Here is a 22,045-nt window from a genome sequence, read left to right as displayed (position 1 = left end):
GGACAGCAAAATGCAACGTTTTAAAAAGATTACACTTTTTGACCTTATTCTTTCCATCAGCATGATCATTGTCATTATTATTACGCTATATCCCTTCCTTAATATTTTGGCTATCTCATTGAATGATGCTGTTGATACGGCTAAAGGTGGCATCCATATTTGGCCAAGACAGTTTACATTCGCAAACTATACGGAGATTTTTGGTAGTAATGACAGGCTTCTAAAAGCTTTTATCATGTCGGTGACAAGAACAGTGGTAGGGACAGTGACGGGGATTATTGCCAGTACGATGTTGGCCTATACATTAAGTCGAAAAGATTTTGTATTCAACAAGCCAATCGCAATCTTACTCGTATTAACCATGTTTGTTAGTGGGGGATTGATTCCCGACTATATGTTGATTCGGAATTTAGGCCTGATCAATGAATTTGCCGTATACATTTTGCCGATGTTAATTAGTGCTTTTAACGTCATTATCATTCGCTCCTTTATGGATAATTTACCCAAGGCTTTGGAGGAATCAGCTAAAATGGATGGGGCGAACGATTTTACGATCTTTGCCCGTATCATCTTGCCTTTGTCCATGCCTGTAATTGCGACCATTTCATTGTTTTTAGCTGTAGGGCAATGGAATAGTTGGTTTGACACCTATTTATATGCAAGGTCGAATGAGAATCTTACAACTTTACAATATGAATTAATGAAAATATTAGATAATGCTAGTACGTCTGGAGGGGCTGGTATTAATGCGCAAAACGCCGAATTTATTGCCAAACAGACGAATCCACAATCTTTAAAAATGGCGATTACGATCATTGCCACAGTTCCAATCTTGATGGTCTATCCTTTCCTACAAAAATACTTTGTCACAGGATTAACCTTGGGAGCTGTTAAATAAGGTATCAATTTTTCATTGATATAAATATAAACAATGAGGGGGAGTAACATGTTCACACGTAAATGGCCGTTATGGTCACTCATGTTGGTATTACTTGTTGGGATAACGCTAGCAGGCTGTAGCAGTGATTCGGATAAGAAGGCAGATGGATCAGGGAAATCTGCGGATGAGCCGCTCACGTTGACTTTCTTTAATGCAGACTTAACCTCGGATGTATCGTTTGATGATCCCGTTGCTAAGGAAATTACCAAGAGAACAGGTGTTGTACTTGATATCGAGCATCCAGTTGGTGGCGACGAGCAAGCAATTCCACTGATGATTGCAAGTGGTGAATACCCTGACATGATTTACGCTAAAGGGGATATTGGTAAATTAATTGAAGCAGGTGGCGTGATTAAGCTTGATGATTTAATTGAAGAAAAAGGCGATAATCTGAAAAAAATGTATGGCGATCAAATCGATCGTTTACGGAATTCTATTGATGATCCAAGCATTTATACAGTTGGAACGTATGGTGTGGAAAATGCTTATTGGAAAACAAGCGGGACAATGTCCATACAGTTAGATGTTCTTCGTGAGCTAGGTTATCCTGAAATTAAAACAGTGGATGATTATGAAAAGGCGTTAAAAGATTATATTGCAAAGCATCCGGAAGTGGATGGACAAAAGACAATCGGCTTGTCCCTACTTGGTAGTGATTGGCGTTGGCTGATTACAGTAGGCAATCCAGCTGGCTTTGCACTTGGTTTACCAGATGATGGTCAATGGGCTATCAATGATGAAACAGGAGAAGCAAAATACAAATTTATGGTACCTGAGATAAAAGAATATTTTAAATGGTTGAACCACATGAATGATATAGGTTTACTTGACCCTGAATCTTTCACTCAAACGCATGATACGTATATTTCCAAACTATCTTCTGGTCGAGTATTAGGAATTGCTGACCAAGATTGGAATTTCCAAGATGCCGACAAAGCATTGAAAGCGGATGGTAAGGAATGGAGAACCTATGCTCCACTTCCTGTTACATTAGATGAAAGCTACAAATCTCAAGGCTTAAAAGATTATGGTTTTGCCGGTGGTTGGGGAATTTCTATCAGCTCCACTTCAGAACATCAAGAAGAAGCTTTTGAATTTCTCGATTGGATGGCTTCTGAAGAAGCGCAAATCCTTGTGAATTGGGGAATTGAAGGAGTTAACTATGATGTTGTTGACGGAAAAAGAGTATTGAAAGATGAAGATAAAGAACAAAGAAAAACAGATGCTAAATATCCGGAAAAAACGGGTGTAGGTCATTATATCTATCTGTTCCCACAGTGGGGTAATGGCGCTGTTGATTCAACAGGAAACCCAATCTCACCAGATACACAAGATGATATTATCGCAACTTATACAGATGCGGAAAAAGAAGTTTTAAATGAATATGGAATGGAGAGTTGGATTGATTGGTTCCCATCTACTGAAGAATTGGGCATTTCCAAGCATGGATCCGCCTCTAACTACACGATTCCAAACAATAGTGACTTACAAACAATCCAACAAAAAGCGGATGATTTTGTAGAACAAAAAATCACCCAAGCGATTCTTGGTAAACCAGCAGATTTCGATAAAGCTTGGGATGAAATCCAAGCCAAGCTTATTGAAATGGAGATTGAAAAGGCAAATGCAGAAATGACAAAAATTACCCAAGATACAATGAAATTATGGGGAACAAAATAATCGGTTAATCACAGGGCTGTCCTGAATGAAGGATTGGTAATTCACTATCGAGTGAAACTCAGACTTCGAGGGCGGCCCCTCAGCGTGAAGCGGAAAGGGGTTTGAGTTAGATGAAATTTACAAATGGAAACTGGATGGTACGTGAAGGGTATAGTATTCACCATCCGCGCAGTGTACATGATTATGAAGTAAATAAAGACAGCGTCACATTTTATGCACCTTGTAAAGATATTCATCATCGAGGAGATACATTAGATGGACCTTTATTAACGGTGAAACTATCCTCGCCAATGGACAATGTGATTCGAGTGCAAACTTGGCATTATAAAGGTAGAAAAGTAAAAGGTCCTCATTTTGATGTTGCCGATCAATCTATCACTCCAGAAATAGATGTAGATGAAAAAGCTTTGTCTATAGCAAGCAGTGATCTAAAACTAGTCGTGAACAAACAACAGTTCAGTTTTGATTTTTACTATGGCGATCGAAAAATCAATACCGGAAATGCTAAAGGTCTTGCCTGGATCAAGGGTCCAGAAGAAACAACTTATATGCGCGGTCAACTAAATCTAAATGTTGGAGAACAAATTTACGGTTTGGGCGAGAGATTCACTCCTTTTGTTAAAAACGGCCAATCCGTTGATATTTGGAATAAAGATGGTGGGACAAGCTCGGAACAATCGTATAAAAATATTCCATTTTACTTGAGTAGTGAAGGATATGGAGTCTTTGTCAATCATCCCGAGGAAGTAAGCTTTGAGATTGGCTCGGAATTAGTGTCAAAAAGTCAATTTAGTGTTGCAGGTGAATATCTAGATTATTATATGATAAATGGTCCTACTCCAAAGGATGTCATCAGTCGCTATACAGCATTAACGGGTAAACCCGCTTTACCTCCAGCATGGTCTTTCGGATTATGGCTCACGACATCTTTTACAACCGATTATAATGAAGAAACTGTCAATCATTTTATTGATGGGATGGAAGAGAGAGGAATTCCTTTAAGCGTCTTCCATTTTGATTGCTTCTGGATGAAGGAATTTGAATGGTGTAATTTTGAATGGGACCGTGATAATTTCCCTGATCCCCAAGGCATGTTAAACCGTCTAAAAGAAAAAGGATTAAAGATCTGTGTCTGGATTAACCCCTATATTGCGCAAAAATCCAAGCTATTTGATGAGGCAGCGGAAAAGGGATACCTGATTCAAAAAGCGAACGGTGATGTATGGCAATGGGATCTTTGGCAAGCGGGAATGGGAATTGTCGATTTTACCAATCCTGCCGCCTGTAAATGGTATACAGATCACTTGAAACGATTAGTGGATATGGGTGTCGATTCCTTTAAAACAGATTTCGGTGAGCGAATTCCGACCGATGTTGTTTATCACGATGGTTCTGATCCATATAAAATGCATAACTACTATGCTTATAAATTTAATGAAGTTGTTTTTGATTTTCTTAAAGAAGAAAAAGGAGAAAATCAAGCCGTACTGTTTGCTCGTTCTTCCTCGGCAGGTGGTCAGAAATTCCCTGTTCACTGGGGTGGGGATTGCGACTCTACTTATGAAGCGATGGCTGAAAGTTTACGCGGGGGGTTATCCCTCACTTTAAGTGGCTTTGGTTATTGGAGCCATGATATTGGTGGATTTGAAAGCACAGCGACACCAGATGTTTTCAAACGCTGGACGGCTTTTGGACTACTATCAAGCCATAGCCGTTTTCACGGAAGCTCCTCTTATCGTGTTCCTTGGCTATTTGATAAGGAAGCAGTGGATGTGACGCGCCATTTTACGAGGCTAAAAAACCGCTTAATGCCTTATTTATTTAATGTAGCAGTTGAGAATCGGAACACAGGGGTACCGGTGATGCGGGCCATGGTACTTGAATTCCCAGAGGATCCAACTTGTCATTTACTGGATCGTCAATATATGCTTGGAGATTCGATTCTTGTTGCCCCGATTTTTAACGAGGAAGGCCTAGCAACTTATTATTTGCCGAAAGGAAAATGGACCCATCTTCTAACAGGGGAAGTCGTAGAAGGAGGAACATGGAGAAAAGAAACATATGACTATATGAGTCTTCCGTTATTTGTAAAAGAGAATGCGATTATTCCGATGGGAGCCAATCCAACAAGTCCGGAATATGATTATGCTGAAAATCTTACCTTCTATGTGTACGAGTTGGAAGAAGGCAAGGAAGTTTCGGCTACCGTTCATAATCTGGACGGAGCAGAGGCTGGACAAATGACCCTTACCCGCAATGGTAAAACAGTAGAAATTCAATCAAATATGAAGCAAAAACCATACCATGTTTGTTTTGTTGGACAAAGCGAAATTTCATCCACATCTTCAGGTGTATGGCGAGAGGAATCGATGGGATCAGTGGTTTCCCCAGACCTGGGCACTACAAACTTTAAAGTACAATTCTAAAAATAGCGTAAAGTAGAAGATATAGGCATCCAACGGGCTAGAATCGGCGATTGGATGCCTTTTCCTTTCAAATTTGAAGTATAGATAAAAATGAATTTCTTCCTGCCATTATTTCAGGATTATAATCTCTCCATACCAAATTTCTGGTAATTTTCCATTGATCATTCTTTTCCATCCCCTCCAAAATTAACCCCATCTTAGCGCCCCTACCTTGATCGGCGAACGGGATTGAAAATTGCCTTTTTAAAATTAAAAAGATTCCTAACAACTTAAGTCGTTTTCTTATAAAATAGTAGTAGATATAAAAATCAGAATAGCGAATAAACCAATAATAGGCATAGTTATGGAAAGACGAGTGGGATTTAAAACGATGGTGATTTCTAATTGTGGTTTTACACAGTGATTATGCCGAAATCATGTAGGGAGGAAAGGTTAGAATGAGAGAAAAATATGAAACCAAGCATATTTTCATGGCGATCGGTATTTGCTTCATTGTTGTATCACCGATTATGATTATTTTTATACCATTAATGCTAGCGGAATTTTTTCATTATACACCAAAGGTTTGGCATGTTTTTGTGCCAATGGAAAATTACCTAACATGTGCGATTGGTCTTATGTTCTTCATCGTTGCTTTCATGCTCCTCTTTTTATTAGAAATCCATAAAAAATCGATTATACTCTGTCTAGTTTGCCTTGGATTAGGGATAGCTTCCATTTATATTGCTTCACAATCCTACCAACGATTGGCGGATGATCATCTCTCCTATCAGGAAATTTTTACAACACAGCGGCATGATTATCCTTGGGAAGAGGTAAAAGAAGTGACGCAAATCATAGAGAGGGGAGGTAATTCAAAGTATACGTTTGTTTTTCATGATGGGAACGACCTGACCATTGATGAGAATGGCCATTTTATAGAAATTAAAGGAAAGTTATTGAATAAATTGCAAGACACTGGGATAGAATTTGTTCAAATCCGGCTAGAATAAAACAAATTTTTTACACTAACAAGGCCCTCATGTTCACATGTTCATGAAGTACGATGAAAACTAAATTTAAAAAGCATTCCAGCTCACCCCTCATCATAGACTGTAGAGTAAGAAATGATAAGGGAGGTTGGATCATGGGAGTAAAATTGATTAAAATCGCTGTTATTTATTTCTTAATTGGCATTTCATTTGGGTTATATATGTCCGCAACACATGTCTTTAAATTGGCAACGGTCCACGTCCATGTAAATTTGCTTGGGTGGATGTCTCTCGCTATAATTGGTTTAATTTATGTTCGTTTTCCAAAACTCGAAAAGACGGTAGCAGCAAAAGTCCATTTTTGGCTCCATAATATTGGATTACCGATTATGATGATTGGGATTGCCTGCGCCATATTAGGTGTCAGCCCTATCTTCTTCCCGATCGCAACAGTAGGTGGAGCGCTAACTGTTTTGGGTGTATTCTTCTTCGGGTATAATGTTTTATGGCATTTACGTACTTGATCCAAAAATAAAAGAGTATCTTACCTTGTTTTTATAGTGAGGATGCTCTTTGACTTTTAATGGTAGGGACCATCTCCTATTCTATTCATACAATATCGCAAAAGACCAAGGAGATGATGAGATGGCTTTATGGATCGATGTGTCGATTCGAAGGCATCAGCTCAAGCTATTTGATGGTTCCAAGCTGATCAAAACCTATCCCGTAGCCATTGGAAAAATCGTCACACCTACTCCCCATGGATCTTATAAGATCATTAATAAACAACCAAACCCTGGCGGCCCGTTTGGCGTTCTCTGGATGGGTTTATCCAAACCGCATTATGGCATTCATGGAACTAACAACCCTTCCTCAATCGGTAAGAATGTGTCCCATGGCTGTATTAGAATGTATAATCATGATGTGTTAGATCTCTCAAGTCGGGTTTCGGTTGGAACACCGGTCGTGATTCATTAGGGAAATTGTAACAAAAAGCCTGTTAGTTCTTTTATTAGACGAACTAGGGGCTTTTTATTATGAACGTAATCAACTTAATGGTATTTTTCGAGTAGGATCGATACAATAAAAATAAAATAGGATGGAAGGAATAGGAGATCATAAGATTTATTAAGGAGTGATGAGCATATGTCGAAGCAATATGAACTGGCAACCTTTGCGGGCGGCTGTTTTTGGTGCATGGTTTCACCTTTCGATGAACAGCCTGGAATAAAGGAAGTGATCTCAGGCTATACCGGAGGACATACAGAAAATCCGACTTATGAAGAAGTGTGTTCTGATACAACGGGACATGTAGAAGCGGTCCAAATTACATTTGATCCTAGCGTTTTTCCTTATAAAAAATTATTGGATTTATTTTGGCAACAGATTGATCCGACTGATCCGGGAGGGCAATTTGGTGATCGAGGAAGTTCCTACAAGACAGCGATTTTTTATCATAATGAGGAACAAAGGCAACAAGCGGAGGCATCCAAACAGGCACTCGCAGAAAGTGGCCGTTTTCAAAAACCGATTGTCACCGAAATATTGCCAGCAGCCCCTTTCTATAGAGCAGAGGAAAGTCATCAACATTATTATAAGAAAAATCCATTCCATTATAATGCCTATAAAGAAGGATCGGGACGAGCCCAATTCATTCGTGAAAATTGGAAAAAGCAAAAGACAGATGAGGAGCTAAAAAGAGAGTTAACGCCATTACAATATGAAGTAACGAGGAAGAATGGGACAGAGCCGCCGTTTCAAAATGAATATTGGGATAACAAAGAGGACGGAATCTATGTCGACATCATCTCTGGTGAACCATTGTTTAGTTCGAATGATCAATATGATGCAGGATGTGGCTGGCCAAGCTTTACAAAGCCCATTCAACGCTCAGAATTAAAGGAAAACTTGGATACGTCTTTTGGCATGAGACGAATTGAAGTCCGTTCGAAAACAGCTGACGCCCATCTTGGCCACGTCTTTGATGATGGCCCGGGTCCAGACCATGCCCGCTATTGTATTAACTCTGCTGCTCTTCGTTTCATTCCGAAAGACAAATTGAAGGATGAAGGGTATGAGGAATACCTAAGCTTGTTCCATTAATTTCTTTGCTGGATGGGATTTTGGCTAATGTATGATCTAGCTCCAGGCGCCATAGCGGGTCACATCAACTTCACCGAAGAATGCAAGGGATTCGGAACGAACAATCGCTTTGGATCTACGTTTTTTCGTAACTCTTGCTATTTCGTAGACCCAACTGCGTCCTGGATCTACGTTTTTGTATCCCCCTCGCGAAAACGTAGACCCAACCGCGCTATGGATCTACGTTTTTGTATCCCCCTCGCGAAAACGTAGAGCCAACTGCGTCCTGGATCTACGTTTTTGCATCCCCCTCGTGAAAACGTAGACCCAACCGCGCTATGGATCTAGGTTTTTGCATCACCCCCGTGAAATTGTAGACCCAACCAAAAAACTTTTAAAAAAGGACTTGTTCTTTTTGGCATTTTACTATAACATTTAAATAACAACGTTGTTATATCGTTAAAATGGAAAGCGTTATCACCAAAGTGTTCGGTGGATAAACATATTTGAAAGGAAGGAATTCTATGTGGTCTGCTGATTTATATTTGGACCGGTTATATAAAGAAACAGTAGCAGTTCAACCAAATCGATATGATAACAGCTGGAAGCAAGAGTTAAAGGAAAAGTTTGCGAATGCTTTAGGTGACTTTGCTAGCAACTCGGAAGAACAGAAAGCGACTCAGTTGGAAAAAGTAGATATGGGGGAATATATTCGCTATCGGATTGAATTGACAACGATTCCACCCCTGAAAATGCCGATCTATATATTAATACCAAAAAATCAGACTTTACCATTGCCTACTGTTCTTGCCATTCACGGCCATGGTTATGGCCATAAAGAATTGGTTGGTTTACATCCCGATGGTTCACCAAGAAGTAAGTCATCGTATCATGAGGATTTTGCGATTGAATTGGTTCAAAAAGGCTTTGCTGTTGTCGCCCCGGAATTAATCGGATTTGGCGACAGGAAATTGCAAGAGGACCAAGGGAAAGGAAAACCTGGTGATAATTCCTGCTATCGACTGGCTAGCCAACTCCTTTTATATGGAAAAACGTTAGCGGGATTGCGAGTTCACGAGTGTATCAAAGTAATAGATTACCTTGAAACACAAGAGGAATTCGATTCAAGCAAAATCGGTTGTATGGGTATATCAGGTGGTGGCCTTGTCACGGCTTTTACATCCATTTTAGATGAAAGAATCAAAGCCACAGTCATTAGTGGATATACGAATACATTTGCCGGAAGTATTATAGACCGAAGACATTGTTTAGATAATTATATCCCGAATATTTTACACATAGCCGAGATGCCAGAACTGATTGGTTTAATTGCACCTAGAGCGCTTTTTATCGAAGCCGGGAAAGAAGATCATCTATTCCCACTAGAACATGTCCAAATCGCATTACGCCAGCTTCAGGAAATATATCAGGCTTTCAACGCGGAGTCGTTATTAGCTTCCCACTTCTTTGATGGCGGGCATGAAATTTGTGGAGAGCGTTCCTATAACTGGTTAGTCGAGCAACTAAAAATAAGAGGAGATGAGTAAGATGAAGAAAAAATATGTTTTAATTGGAACGGGTGGAAGAGCTGAATTTTTCTATGGTGCTTTAGCGAGAGATTATACGGACACCTGCGAACTTTTAGCTTTTTCCGATATAAATCAAACAAGAATGGACTATGCGAATCGCTTGCTGGAAGAGAAATATAATCATCCTAAAATCAATACATATCATTCTAGTGAATTTGATAAAATGATTGAAGTTGAAAAACCAGATTACGTCATCGTCACAACGATTGACCGCACCCATCATACTTATATCATTCGCGCATTAGAGCTTGGCTGTGATGTGATTACAGAAAAGCCGATGACAGTCGATGTAGAAAAAACTCAAGCGATTTTGGATGCGATTGATCGGACTGGCAAAAACGTAAGGGTGACATTTAATTATCGTTATGCCCCTCATAATACAAAAATTAGAGAATTAATCCGAGATGGAGTGATTGGAGATGTTCACTCTGTTCACTTTGAATGGGCATTAGATACTCAACACGGTGCCGATTATTTCCGGAGATGGCATCGCAATAAACGCAATAGTGGTGGATTGCTCGTTCATAAATCTACCCACCATTTTGATTTAGTGAATTTTTGGTTAGATTCTATTCCAGAAACCGTCTATGCTTCAGGAGGATTACGTTATTACGGAAGAGAAAATGCGGAAGCAAGAGGCGTAACGAAGTTTTACCAACGTGCTCACGGAAATGACTATGCAAAAGATGATCCATTTGCGATTGATTTGGAAGCGAACCCTCATTTGAAGGCCATGTATTTAGATGCAGAAAAAGAGGATGGCTATCAACGAGATCAAAGTGTTTTCGGTGATGGAATTGATATTGAGGATACATTAGGTGTACTTGTCACGTATAAAAATAAAGCGATTCTTACCTATTCACTCAATGCCTATTTACCATGGGAAGGATTTATCATCACATTTAATGGAAGCAAAGGTAGAATAGAAGTCACTGTACGTGAACAATCCTACATCAATTCAGGTGGAGAGAAGGATGATGAAGGAAAATTACAAGAAAAGTCTATCAGAGTATTACCGATGTTTGGAAAATCGTATGAAGTGGAAGTGCAGGAAGGAAAAGGCGGCCATGGAGGAGGAGATGTCGTCCTGCTACAGGATCTATTTGGTGAGCCAACAGAGGATGAATTTAACAGGGCTGCCTCCCATATTGATGGGGCCAGATCCATCATGACAGGAATTGCCGGCAACATCTCATTGAAAACCGGGCAGGCTGTAAAAATAGATGATTTGATTAAACTTTAAAAGTGTCCTAGTGTTCAGCTCAATATTTCGAAAACAGGAATATGGGTATCCAATGGTTGAAAAATTCAACTTATTGGATACCCCTATTTTTTTAACGGATGACTACGAGTGTACAAACTTGTTAGTTTGCCAACGAAGACAAAAAATGCAAAGAGGCAAAGAAAAAGAGCATATTTATACATAGAGTATCGTGTTATCATGCGCTATTATTAAAGCGTTATCATCAAGCGTAAAAATGCTCGAAGCAAGGAAGATACATCTACCGCTGAACCTCCTTTTTGAATATGCACTTTTTTACTATGAAGTTTTCTATTTACTTTGAAAGGAGCTGATTCATGGAAGAAAAAATGGTTCCTAATCAAGGCAAATAAAAAAGAAAGGGGTAGAATGATGTATGAATTTTAAGCGTGTAGGAATGATGGTCTTAATCTGTATAACCATGTCCATTATGTTTCCGACTTTACCTTTTAAAGTGGTCAAAGCTAAGGCGAATTTTGAAGTGTACACGGAAGTAGAAGAGATTGTTTCCGGATTGCAGTTAAAAAAACTAAAGGAGATAGGGATGATTGTTGAAAAACAGGCAAATGAAGATCAGCCTATAACAAGAATAGAATTTATGTCATTAATCAATGATGCTTATGGATTTGTGAAAACGGAGAAATTTAAACATCTCAGCAATGAAACGACTGTATGGGAAGTTTCTCTCGATGAATGGGATGCCTATGTGCTTGAAGCCGCGAAACAAGCAGGATATACGGACTTTCTTGTAGACAATGGTCAAATAAAGCCAAATCAACCAATCACAAAGGAAGAGGCTGAGCAAATCATTGCCCATTTACAAGAAGAATCCGTTCGTCCAGCTGATTCAACGGGATTAACTTGGGGAGAGGCAAGAGAGCTCGTTGCCCCTTTAAAAACGGACAATATGTCAGATGATGTTCATATGGTTGGCGTACATGCGATAGACAAAAATTTACTTGCTGTTACACTAAATGGTGATTTTGAGGAATTTGATTTTAATGATCTAGAGGTGGTGGTACCGACAAAAAGCTGGGAAGGAATGTCGCCAGGATTTAAAAAATTGAGAATTGATAAAGCCGCAAAAGGCATCAATAAATTCGGGCAAACGGTTTTAATTGTACACAGCTTGGATGAATGGAATGAAAATGGCGAATATGAGCAGGTGATCGATGATATGAGATTTTCAGGGGATCTTGATGACGCGATAGAAAAGGCTAATAATTTGTTAACGTGGCAAATGGAGCATGGTGGTTGGACAAAGAATTGGTCCCATATATATACACGCCCTTGGGATGGAGAGGAACCCCGTTCTGAATGGGTGAAGGATGGTGTGGAGTTAGGGACGATCGACAATGATGCGACCATTTCTGAAATGTTATTTTTAGCACAAATTTATCAAGAAACAAAAGATCCTAGGTATAAAGAAAGTATTGAGAAGGGAATGGATTTCGTATTTAAATTGCAATATCCAACTGGTGGGTTTGCACAAGTGTACCCTAAAAGAGGGAATTACTCTGATTATGTCACATTTAATGATGAAGCGATGATTAATGTTCTGGAGATGATGGATCAGATTGTCGAAAAAAGATATCCGTTTGCTTCAGATCTAATTAATGAAGAATATCGTACAAAAGTTCAAGAATCGATTGATTTAGCCGTTGACTATATACTAAAGGCGCAAATTGAGGTAGATGGGAAGCTGCTGGCCTGGTGTGCTCAACATGATCCCGTAACGTATGAGCCAAGGGGAGCACGTGCCTACGAACATCCATCCATTTCTGGTTCAGAATCGGTGGGCATTATTCGCTATTTGATGTCTAGGCCACAAACGGAAGAGATCAATCAAGCAGTGTTGGCAGCATTGGAGTGGTTCGATGAAGTAAAACTTGAAAACACCCGCTATATAAATGGTGACCCGAATAACGAGTATTTTGTGGAAGATGCCAATTCAACAGCATGGTATCGGTTTTACGAAATCGGAACGAATAAACCGATTTTCTCTGGTCGGGACGGGATTATCAAGCATGATATTATGGAAATTGAAGAGGAACGTAGAAACGGTTACGCCTGGGGTGGTAATTGGGCGACGAAGTTACTAGATATCGCCCAGCAAACAGGTTATTTTACGAATAAGGTATTTGTCCAGGTAGGTAATACAAATTCCGTTGATTCGTTTGAAAGAACGCTTGTACAGGGGGAGATTAAGAAACTCGAAGGACAGATCAAACAGATGGAGGATCTTGATGACAAATTTACTGTTTCCCAAGATGGAAGCGGGGATTACGAGACTGTCCAATCAGCGATTGATGCGATTCCAGAAAATAATCCAACACCTGTTACCATCTATATAAAAAATGGTATCTATAAAGAAGTGGTCAAAGTGCCCAAAAATAAACCCTATATTACCATGATTGGAGAAAGCATGGACGATACGGTTATTACGTATGATAATTATGCGGGCAAAGACAACGGTGTTGGTGGAACCATTGGGACGAGTGGAAGTGCTAGCGTCTTTTTACAAGCAGATGATTTTCGAGCAGAAAATCTTACTTTTGAAAATGCATTCGACGAATCGGCAGATGTAGACGGAAAACAAGCAGTAGCTGTTAACGCTAGAGGTGACCGTATGTATTTTAAAAATGTACGATTTATTGGAAATCAAGACACATTATTAACCAACTCAGGCACCCAATATTATACACAAGTATATGTAGAGGGGGATGTTGATTTTATTTTTGGAGCAGCAAGGGTGGTTTTTGAGGATTCTATCATTCACTCCTTGGATCGTGGTTCTGATACAAACAATGGCTATATTACGGCGGCTAGTACACTCCTTGCAGATGAGTATGGTATGTTGTTCTTAAATAGTAAATTTACGAGTGATGCAGCTCCAGGGACTGTCTATCTAGGAAGACCATGGCCTGCTGGTGGAAATACAAATGCGATTGGTAGTGTAGTAGTGATGAAGAGCGAACTAGGGGAGCATATTCATAAGGATGGCTGGACATCTATGAGTGGATTGGAGCCAAAAGATGCAAGATTATATGAATATCAAAACTATGGCCCAGGTGCCGTGATCAACGAGTCAAGAAGACAACTATCTGATGAAGAAGCTGCTAATTGGACAGTGAAAAATGTATTAAAAGGTTGGGATCCAAGAGAAGAAGACCCAGGACAAGAACCGCCAGAAGGCATTTCTGAGCTAGAGACCTTGATAGATGAAGCAAAATCAATCAAGAATGATGGGAAATATACAGAAACAACGTATACCGCCTTACAACAGGCCATTTCAGCAGCAGAGAAAGCGTTAGAGGAAATAAAAACAGAAGAAGAACTAGCCGCGGCGATTTTTGCTTTACAATCAGCGATTAACGGGTTACTGACCTTAGATGAACTTGATACAGCCCATCTACTTTCAATCCTTGAGGATCACCAAGAAGATTTTTCTGAAAAAGATTATCGCTCCCTGACGGTTCATTTGACAGCTGTTAGTCAATTTGAGAAAAAGGGAGCGGCTGCAAAAGTCATCAAACATATGGAAAGTTTCAAAAAATTACTCGATGATCAGTTGGAAAAAAACTCGATTTCTCAAAAACTGTACGATGACTTAATAGCAGATGCTCATTCACTCATTCAGAAATGGACAGAGGAATAATAAAAACAAATCAAGTGGAGAGAAGTTTTTCTCCACTTGATTTATTTAAGGGCCCAGTTTTACTAGGAGGTGTGAACGAATCTGATGGAATCTAAATCGCCCGTTTGTGCTGGGTCCGATATTTCCCAGGTGTAATCCCTTCTATTTTTCTAAAAGATCGAATAAAATTTTGCGAGTTATTGTATTGCAATTTTGCCGCAATGTCTTTGACTGAGATATCGGTATTCACGAGCCATTGTTTTGCCATGCTAATCCGATACATGATCAAATATTCACTGAAAGAGACATTCATTTCTTTTTGAAAAATGCTACTTAAATAATTGGGGTTATAATGCAAGCGTGTCGCAATCGAATCTAGCGAAATATCCGTATCAAATTCTTGATGAATAATATGCACAATTTTATCTGATAAGGACTTGTTTTCTGATTCTGTCCGCTCCTCAACCTTTTCTATCAGTGGGTAGATGATTTGCTGTTTGAACCATTTTTGCACTTCCTCTAATGTACCTAACTGCTCTATTTCCGCGAAAAACGCTCGTTCATCCAGTCCTTTTATATGAACGCCCAAGATTTGCATTAACTCAATCAATTCGTAGAGCAAACGAGTCATAATAATATAAAAATGATTATGATGAAAATTCTTACGCGCTAATACTTGGAAAAAACGGTCAAACTCCAGCTCCACTTTTTCACGATCGGCTACCTTAATGGCATCAAATAAATGATTTTTAATAGCGGTTGGGAACGGTGTTGTAAATTGATAGTTCTGATTAATATTTTCAAAGAAAATAATCGACTCTGCTCCCGATTTAAAACGATATTTTAATGCCTCTTTCCCTTCTTTAAAGGCTTCTTTGGCCGCTGATAAAGACTGAAATGGATGACTAATGCCAATGCTAACAGGTAAATCAAACGCTGCCTTTATTTCCGCTTGAATGAATTGAGCTTGTTCATTCATGTAATGCGTATATTCCTCCATAGAATCGAAATGATCCAATAAAATCGTTACTTGCGTATGGTTGATTACTACTGGAGTGAAACGTTGATCAATCTCAAACAAATCTTCCATCATATTATTAATCGCAAACAGCAATAAATCCTGGTCACTTTCATTATATTTTGTTTGATCCAGTGCATCGATTTGCAAGGCAAATAAAGTTAAGTGCTTCCAAGTTTTAGGATAATTGAAAGACACAAGTTTGTTCGAAATTTCCTGTTTGTGAACTTTTCCTTGTAATAGGCGGATCGTAAAAAATTGCTTTAATTGTGTGACTTGGCTTTGTAAACGACCTTCCAATTCCACATTTTTATCCAGCAAATGTTCAATATGTGTTTCAATGAGCTCAAATTCATTTTTATGTGAATGAGCATGATCTTCTTTTGAAGAGAATTTATCACCTGCGAGTTTATATAATTGGCGGATGGGTTGATACATTCGTCTGCTTCCAATGAAAGAAGTAATTAAAGAAATAATAAGTAAAATAGAACAGACTAGGAAGGTTAACCAGCCAATCGAACTTGATTGCTTATTCAGATCACTCATCTTAATAAAGGAAAGGTAGATCCAATGATTGTATCGAGAAGTTTGATAAGTAACCTTATAATCTGTTCCCTCGATATCTTGATTAAATTGTCCGGATTCCTGATCAATAGCCGCTAATATTTCTTGAGAATTGCCGAACGTTTCCCCTATTTTCTTGGGATTACTATGAGCAATGATTTGCTGATTTGAATCGAGAATCATATAAAATTCAGAATCAACCTTTTTTTCCATGATCTTTGTTAAACTGCAGCTCGGAACTAAAACGCTAGCGACAGCTGTTTTATCAGTGCTAGTAAAAGGCAACTTTTTCACAAGACTAATATAATGTGAGCAGGAATTCTTCGCATCATTATTTAAGCTAATCTGTTCATAATCCTCTTGAATCCATGTAGAGGATTCAGGGAGATTCATATAGTTAGAGAGAATAAGTTCTTTTTCATCTTCATCTAAATGAGCAAGACCATTATTATTAATGAGCCAATTATCTCTTAAATTAACCAGAACTATATCTTCAATCCCCGTGTCAACTGTTTGTAAATGATTTAATTCCTGCTTGATCTCATGATATTTTTTAAAATGATCAGCAGATAAGGGAGATCGAATAATTTGCTTTGTTTGTGGTGAATTCAAAAAGTAGGTGACAGAATGGTCGATATTTTTCAATACTTGTTCCACGTTCATTTGAATTTGATAGACATTTTGAATCTTTTCTTGGGCGGAGTGTTCCTCAATCACTTGCGAGGATTTCCAATAGGAAAAAATGCCAACAATAATAACGGGAACAGTACCTAAAATGATTAATAAGGTAATCAATTTATAGAAATGTTTAAAGGTTTTCGTTTTCATATAGATCTACCCTTTTCTATTTTCAAAGAGGCTTGCAGAATGCAAGTCCTCGGTTTTAGCCGTTGTTCCACTTTTGTTGACTACTATGTATCCTTGATTTCTTCAGAACCGTTTAAAGTTCCAGACACTTTCTCTTTTGTTCTTAAGAGCTGATTGAAAGCGAGATTGGCACTCCACATGATGATAAAACCTGCACAGCTAATGCTTAAAAATGGCAAGATACCGGGAAATTTCATGGTGAGATAGTAAAGAGCGGAGAGCAAAACGATCATCATCAAGCTAAAATGTAACTGAGTAATGCCGATCATGATGGCATATTTAATGTATTGCCCAATGCGAAGCTCATAGTGAACAAAAACAGGACCAATATAGAGAATAAATAAAAGATATAAAATACCTGCAAGGAAAAGCAATCCTAACAGTGGTGCATAGTAGGGCGTATCCACAATCGAACCGACATATTGTAGGTCCACATATAAAATCGCCCCTATAAAGAGAATGATCAGCCCCAATAAATTCGCTTTCCAAAAGTCGCGTTTAAACGTTTGGAAAAATGTTTGGAAAATAGGAATATCTGTATCTTGTAAAATCCACTTGCGAATAATGGTAAATAAGGCAATGCTTGCTGGCATGAAACCAAAAAAGCAAAGTCCCAGTAAAGTAAATAGAACCCACAAAATATTAAGATAGGCGACCCGCGTTACCCAAAGGCATATTTTATAAAGGCCACCCCAAATCCCTTCAATTTCCACTTATATAACCTCCAAACAAATATAAAACGTTTTCAATTGTAAATAAAAATAAATCAAATCCAATCAAAACAGTCGTCTGCGCTTTTGTATCATCCAGCTCCGACTCCTAGCTGCTAGCAAACTTTCGGTACCTTCCTACGATAAGTCAACATCGATTCGCCCTCTGGGCTTATCGTGTTTCCTTTATCTCAGGCCAACAGGATGTTGGTCAGAACGGCGTTGCGCCAGGACGGCGCGTCTTTAGCCGTTCATCCTTTACTAAAAAAATTTGTACGCCGCTAAACGGGCGCTTGCGCTTTTCTTATTATAACATGAAAAAATGATAATTTTCTAAAATTTGGTTAGGAAATGAGAAGATGATACTTCTAAATGTAAATGATTATTTAGAAAAATTTGCCGTATTTTTACTAAAGGAATGATCAATAAAGGAAGAGATAATGATTATTTCACTGTTTTATAGGGAGGAAGAATTTTTGAGATAACCGGTTTTTGAAAACGTTGTTAAAGAGTGAGAAAGTGATTATATACAATGATCCTCATTTAAAATAGAATGAATGTTGAAAAAGAAAATAGGAGGGGTGGTTCAATGCTCTTGAGGAAGAAGTTATGGCTTGTAGGAATATTATCTTTGTTCCTTATTGTTGCGGCTGGATGTAATCAGAGCGAAAATACTTCCAAGAATGAAGGAAGCGGAAATGGAGAAGAAAAAGAAGATGGTCCATTTAAGTTTTCAATTATGGCCAATCTTCATACACCAGAAGTTCCAGATGAAAAAGTTTTAAACATCATCGAAGAGAAGACAAATACAGAAATTGAAATGCAGTGGGTTCCAGACAATAATTATGAGGATCGGCTTAATACAGCCTTTGCTACAAATTCACTTCCAGAAGCTGTATTTATGAAGAATCAAAACACATTTATTCAATTTAAAGATGCGATTCGCGATGAGCAATTTTGGGAAATCGGGCCATATTTAGATGAATATGAAAATCTAAGTAAATTAAAAGAACAAGTCATCAATAATACTTTAGTCGATGGAAAGCTTTATACGTTATATCAAGGACGTCCATTATCAAGACAAGGTATTATATATAGAAAAGATTGGGCCGATAACTTAGGATTGAAGGCACCGACGACAACAGAGGAATTTTTCGAAATGGCAAAAGCCTTTACAGAAGATGATCCAGATGGGAATGGAAAAGACGACACTTTTGGTGTAACGGATCGAAATGATCTGATCTATGGTGCGTTTAAAACAGTTGCTTCATGGTTCGGCACACCGAATAACTGGGGAGAACAGGATGGGGAGTTATTACCTGAATTTATGTTCCCGGAATATAAAGAAACCATGGACTTTTTTAAAAAAATGCATGAAAACGGATACATCAACAAGGACTTTCCTGTGACAAGTAAAGTGGATCAACAAGAGTTTTTCAAAAATGGATCAGCTGGAATTTATGTTGGAGCGATGAGTGATGTAGGCAGCCTTTATAGCGATGCGGCAGCGATTAATCCAGATGTTGATTTAGATGTTCATAATCGAATAGCAGGCCCAGATGGAGAGTACGGTATTTGGTCAATTCCAGGATATGGAAATTTAGTCATGTTTCCGAAAAGCGCCGTAAAAACAGAGGAAGATTTAAAGCAAATCCTTGCATTCTTTGACAAATTGATGGACCCAGAGCTAGCGAATACACTTTACTGGGGGATTGAAGATGATACCTATACAGTGAAGGATGGTGGCGCGCTTCCTGTTGAGGATCAGGCGAAATTTGATCGTGAAGTGAAACCTTACCAAGCACTTGAAATTGGTGAACCTGAAACAAATGGTCGATATGAAGGGTATTTTGATTATGAACCAAAAGCAAAATCGGAAGAATTATTTGTCGATAATGAGGATTATTTGATTAATGATCCTACTGTGACGCTCGATTCCGAGACTTATATTCAAGACGGTGCTCGCTTACAACAAATTATAACAGATGCAACCTATCAATATATTTTAGGTCAGACAGATGAAGCTGGTTTTGAAAAGGCGATTGAAAAATGGAAAAAAGAAGGCGGAGAAAAAATTATCCAAGAGTTTAATGAATCGAATTCATAATGTGTGATGGAAAAGATGACTGAATAGTGGAACGGTCATCTTTTCCTTATCTAGTGAAAGGATAAGGGGATAATCATTTTCTTTTACGATGGAAAGAAATAACAAAATGATTATAGACGATATTCACTAGATCACGTACGATTTATTTGCATCACACGCATACAAACACTTTTAGAGAGGGAGTTGAAAATGAAAACAGCTTTAGCAGAAAATCAACCGATTGAAAATGTTAAAAAGGTAAGAAGAGCAGAAATGCTTAAACGGATTAAAAAAAATAAACTTATTTATTTAATGATATTACCGGGCATTATTTATTTTATTATTTATAAATATATCCCGATGTATGGATTGATTATTTCCTTCCAAGATTACAAGCCATACCTAGGGATCTCTGGGAGTGAATGGGTAGGATTTGCTCATTTTGAAAGATTGTTCACAAGTTCAGACTTTTGGATGATTTTTAAAAATACACTCGTTTTATTTGCTTTACAAATTTTTATTTATTTTCCAATTCCGATCATTATTTCTTTGATGTTAAATGAAGTGAAAAATGCTTTTTTCAAAAGAGGCGTGCAAACGATTATTTATATTCCTCATTTTATGTCATGGGTTGTAATCGTTTCCATCAGTTATGTGATGCTGACGCTTGATGGAGGCATTGTTAATTCGGTTCTGGAAAGTTTAGGCTTTAATAAAATTAATTTTCTGTTAAGTTCTGAGTGGTTCCGGCCGATGTACATTATCCAAGTGATTTGGCGAGAAGCAGGGTGGGGAACGATCATTTTCCTTGCCGCAATTACAGCAGTTGATCCGCAATTATATGAAGCAGCAAAAATGGATGGGGCCAATCGTTTTCGACAAATGTGGCATATTACATTACCCGCGATTCGCAGTGTGATTATCGTCCTATTAATCTTGAAAATTGGCGATGTGCTTGAGCTTGGATTTGAACACGTCTATCTATTGTTGAATGCATCTAACCGTGAAGTGGCTGAAATCTTTGATACGTATGTTTATGTGGCGGGGTTACAACAAGGTCAATTTAGTTACAGTACAGCGGTTGGTTTCTTTAAAGGAGCTGTTGGTCTCGTGATGGTCATTTTTGCCAATCGATTAGCGAAGAAATTTGGAGAAGAAGGAATCTATTAAGTTAAAAATGTCTGGTCAAAAAGAAAAGTACAATTTTGAACAACATCCAGAAAGGAGCTTGTGCTGAAAATGAAAAAGAAGCGTAAACCAAATGAAGTGTCTGCGGGAAGCAGAGTTTTTGATGCGGTGAATAACACATTATTATTCCTCATTGCGTTCATTACATTTTTGCCGTTTATTCACGTCGTAGGGAGTTCTTTTGCGACAAGTGCAGAAATCGCAAGCAGCAAGTTTCTATTATTCCCAACTAAATTCAGTCTAGATGCTTATCGGTATATATTTTCAACGGATACGATTTTTAGGGCCTTATTAGTTTCTATTATGATTACAGTTGGTGGCACCGTGTGGAGTATGTTATTGTCTACGCTTACAGCCTATGGATTGTCACGTAGAGATTTAGTCGGACGAAGATTTATCAACTTCATAATCGTTTTTACTCTTCTGTTTAATGGGGGGATGATTCCTACTTTCTTAGTCGTTCAACAAACAGGCCTGTTAAATTCGTTATGGTCTCTGATTATCCCCGTATCGATTAATGCTTTTAATATGATCATTCTAAGAAGCTTTTTTATGAATTTACCTGCAGGACTTGAAGAATCCGCGAAAATCGATGGAGCCAATGACTTTAGTATTCTCTTTCGCATAGTGATTCCCATTTCCTTACCGGCGATTGCAACAATTTCTTTGTTTTATGCAGTCACGTACTGGAACACGTATATGCATGCCATTCTTTATTTAAGTGATTCAACGAAATGGCCTGTCCAAGTTTTACTAAGACAAATCGTTGTACTAGCAAGTGGTATGAACTATGATGGGGCTGCCTATACAGATGTTCCGCCACCAGAAGTAACAGTCAAAATGGCGACAATCGTTGTCGCGACCGTGCCTGTTTTATTATGCTATCCATTTTTGCAAAAGTATTTTGCCAAAGGGGCGTTGTTAGGGTCTGTAAAGGGTTAACGGATCCTCCTATCTTGGCGAAGGAAACCTCAAAGAAGGGAGAGGGCGATCGTGGATTTTTACCCCTTGCCCTTCCTCCATCCA

At 38.5% G+C, this 22,045-nt stretch carries 15 protein-coding genes; 13 read left to right on the top strand and 2 right to left on the bottom strand.

Annotated features, from left to right (window positions below; all coding sequences use genetic code 11):
• Positions 1-10 precede the first annotated feature (10 nt).
• From KI363_RS14325 to pelA, 10 genes are all read left to right on the top strand, one after another.
• The gene (locus KI363_RS14325) at positions 11-898 is read left to right on the top strand and encodes a carbohydrate ABC transporter permease (protein ID WP_212966749.1); all 888 of its coding nucleotides are present in this window, start codon (positions 11-13) and stop codon (positions 896-898) included.
• Between the two features lie 48 nt (positions 899-946).
• On the top strand, positions 947-2,620 hold the full coding sequence (locus KI363_RS14320; RefSeq protein WP_246516880.1) for an ABC transporter substrate-binding protein: 1,674 nt from the start codon (positions 947-949) through the stop codon (positions 2,618-2,620).
• A 110-nt stretch (positions 2,621-2,730) separates the two neighbouring features.
• The gene (yicI, locus tag KI363_RS14315) at positions 2,731-5,046 is read left to right on the top strand and encodes an alpha-xylosidase (RefSeq protein ID WP_212966747.1); all 2,316 of its coding nucleotides are present in this window, start codon (positions 2,731-2,733) and stop codon (positions 5,044-5,046) included.
• A 437-nt stretch (positions 5,047-5,483) separates the two neighbouring features.
• Complete coding sequence (locus tag KI363_RS14310) at positions 5,484-6,038, top strand: hypothetical protein (protein ID WP_212966746.1); 555 nt, start codon at positions 5,484-5,486, stop codon at positions 6,036-6,038.
• Positions 6,039-6,172: 134 nt separating this feature from the next.
• Positions 6,173-6,541, top strand: a complete 369-nt coding sequence (locus KI363_RS14305) for a cytochrome-c oxidase (protein ID WP_212966745.1) — start codon at positions 6,173-6,175, stop codon at positions 6,539-6,541.
• Between the two features lie 121 nt (positions 6,542-6,662).
• Positions 6,663-6,995, top strand: a complete 333-nt coding sequence (locus tag KI363_RS14300) for a L,D-transpeptidase (protein WP_158324154.1) — start codon at positions 6,663-6,665, stop codon at positions 6,993-6,995.
• Between the two features lie 168 nt (positions 6,996-7,163).
• A complete protein-coding gene (msrA, locus tag KI363_RS14295) occupies positions 7,164-8,120 on the top strand; it encodes a peptide-methionine (S)-S-oxide reductase MsrA (protein WP_212966744.1) in 957 nt (318 codons plus the stop codon).
• A gap of 503 nt (positions 8,121-8,623) precedes the next feature.
• Complete coding sequence (locus KI363_RS14290) at positions 8,624-9,646, top strand: dienelactone hydrolase family protein (protein WP_212966743.1); 1,023 nt, start codon at positions 8,624-8,626, stop codon at positions 9,644-9,646.
• A 1-nt stretch (position 9,647) separates the two neighbouring features.
• The gene (locus KI363_RS14285) at positions 9,648-10,931 is read left to right on the top strand and encodes a Gfo/Idh/MocA family protein (protein WP_212966742.1); all 1,284 of its coding nucleotides are present in this window, start codon (positions 9,648-9,650) and stop codon (positions 10,929-10,931) included.
• Positions 10,932-11,325: 394 nt separating this feature from the next.
• The gene (gene pelA, locus KI363_RS14280) at positions 11,326-14,607 is read left to right on the top strand and encodes a pectate lyase (RefSeq protein WP_212966741.1); all 3,282 of its coding nucleotides are present in this window, start codon (positions 11,326-11,328) and stop codon (positions 14,605-14,607) included.
• A 91-nt stretch (positions 14,608-14,698) separates the two neighbouring features.
• On the opposite strand, the gene KI363_RS14275 is transcribed toward pelA, so the two are convergent.
• Together KI363_RS14275 and KI363_RS14270 are read right to left on the bottom strand one after the other, a co-directional pair.
• On the bottom strand, positions 14,699-16,996 hold the full coding sequence (locus tag KI363_RS14275; protein ID WP_212966740.1) for a helix-turn-helix domain-containing protein: 2,298 nt from the start codon (positions 16,994-16,996) through the stop codon (positions 14,699-14,701).
• An 83-nt stretch (positions 16,997-17,079) separates the two neighbouring features.
• Positions 17,080-17,748: a YesL family protein gene (locus KI363_RS14270; protein WP_212966739.1), complete on the bottom strand. Its 669-nt coding sequence runs from the start codon at positions 17,746-17,748 to the stop codon at positions 17,080-17,082.
• Positions 17,749-18,334: 586 nt separating this feature from the next.
• On the opposite strand from KI363_RS14270, the gene KI363_RS14265 reads away from it, so the two are divergent.
• The 3 genes from KI363_RS14265 (at position 18,335) to KI363_RS14255 (ending at position 21,961) form a co-directional block, all read left to right on the top strand.
• On the top strand, positions 18,335-19,852 hold the full coding sequence (locus KI363_RS14265; RefSeq protein WP_212966738.1) for an extracellular solute-binding protein: 1,518 nt from the start codon (positions 18,335-18,337) through the stop codon (positions 19,850-19,852).
• 189 nt (positions 19,853-20,041) lie between these two features.
• Positions 20,042-21,001 carry an ABC transporter permease gene (locus KI363_RS14260; RefSeq protein WP_158321637.1) on the top strand — a complete coding sequence of 320 codons (960 nt, stop codon included), beginning with the start codon at positions 20,042-20,044 and terminating at the stop codon, positions 20,999-21,001.
• A gap of 69 nt (positions 21,002-21,070) precedes the next feature.
• Positions 21,071-21,961: a carbohydrate ABC transporter permease gene (locus KI363_RS14255; RefSeq protein ID WP_158321636.1), complete on the top strand. Its 891-nt coding sequence runs from the start codon at positions 21,071-21,073 to the stop codon at positions 21,959-21,961.
• Positions 21,962-22,045: the final 84 nt, after the last annotated feature.

The organism is Lederbergia ruris (genome assembly GCF_018332955.1).
GTDB classification, from domain to species: Bacteria; Bacillota; Bacilli; order Bacillales; family Bacillaceae_C; genus Lederbergia; species Lederbergia ruris.
The sequence above is the reverse complement of the archived record's forward strand: the minus strand, read 5'-3'. Positions and strand labels throughout refer to the sequence as shown.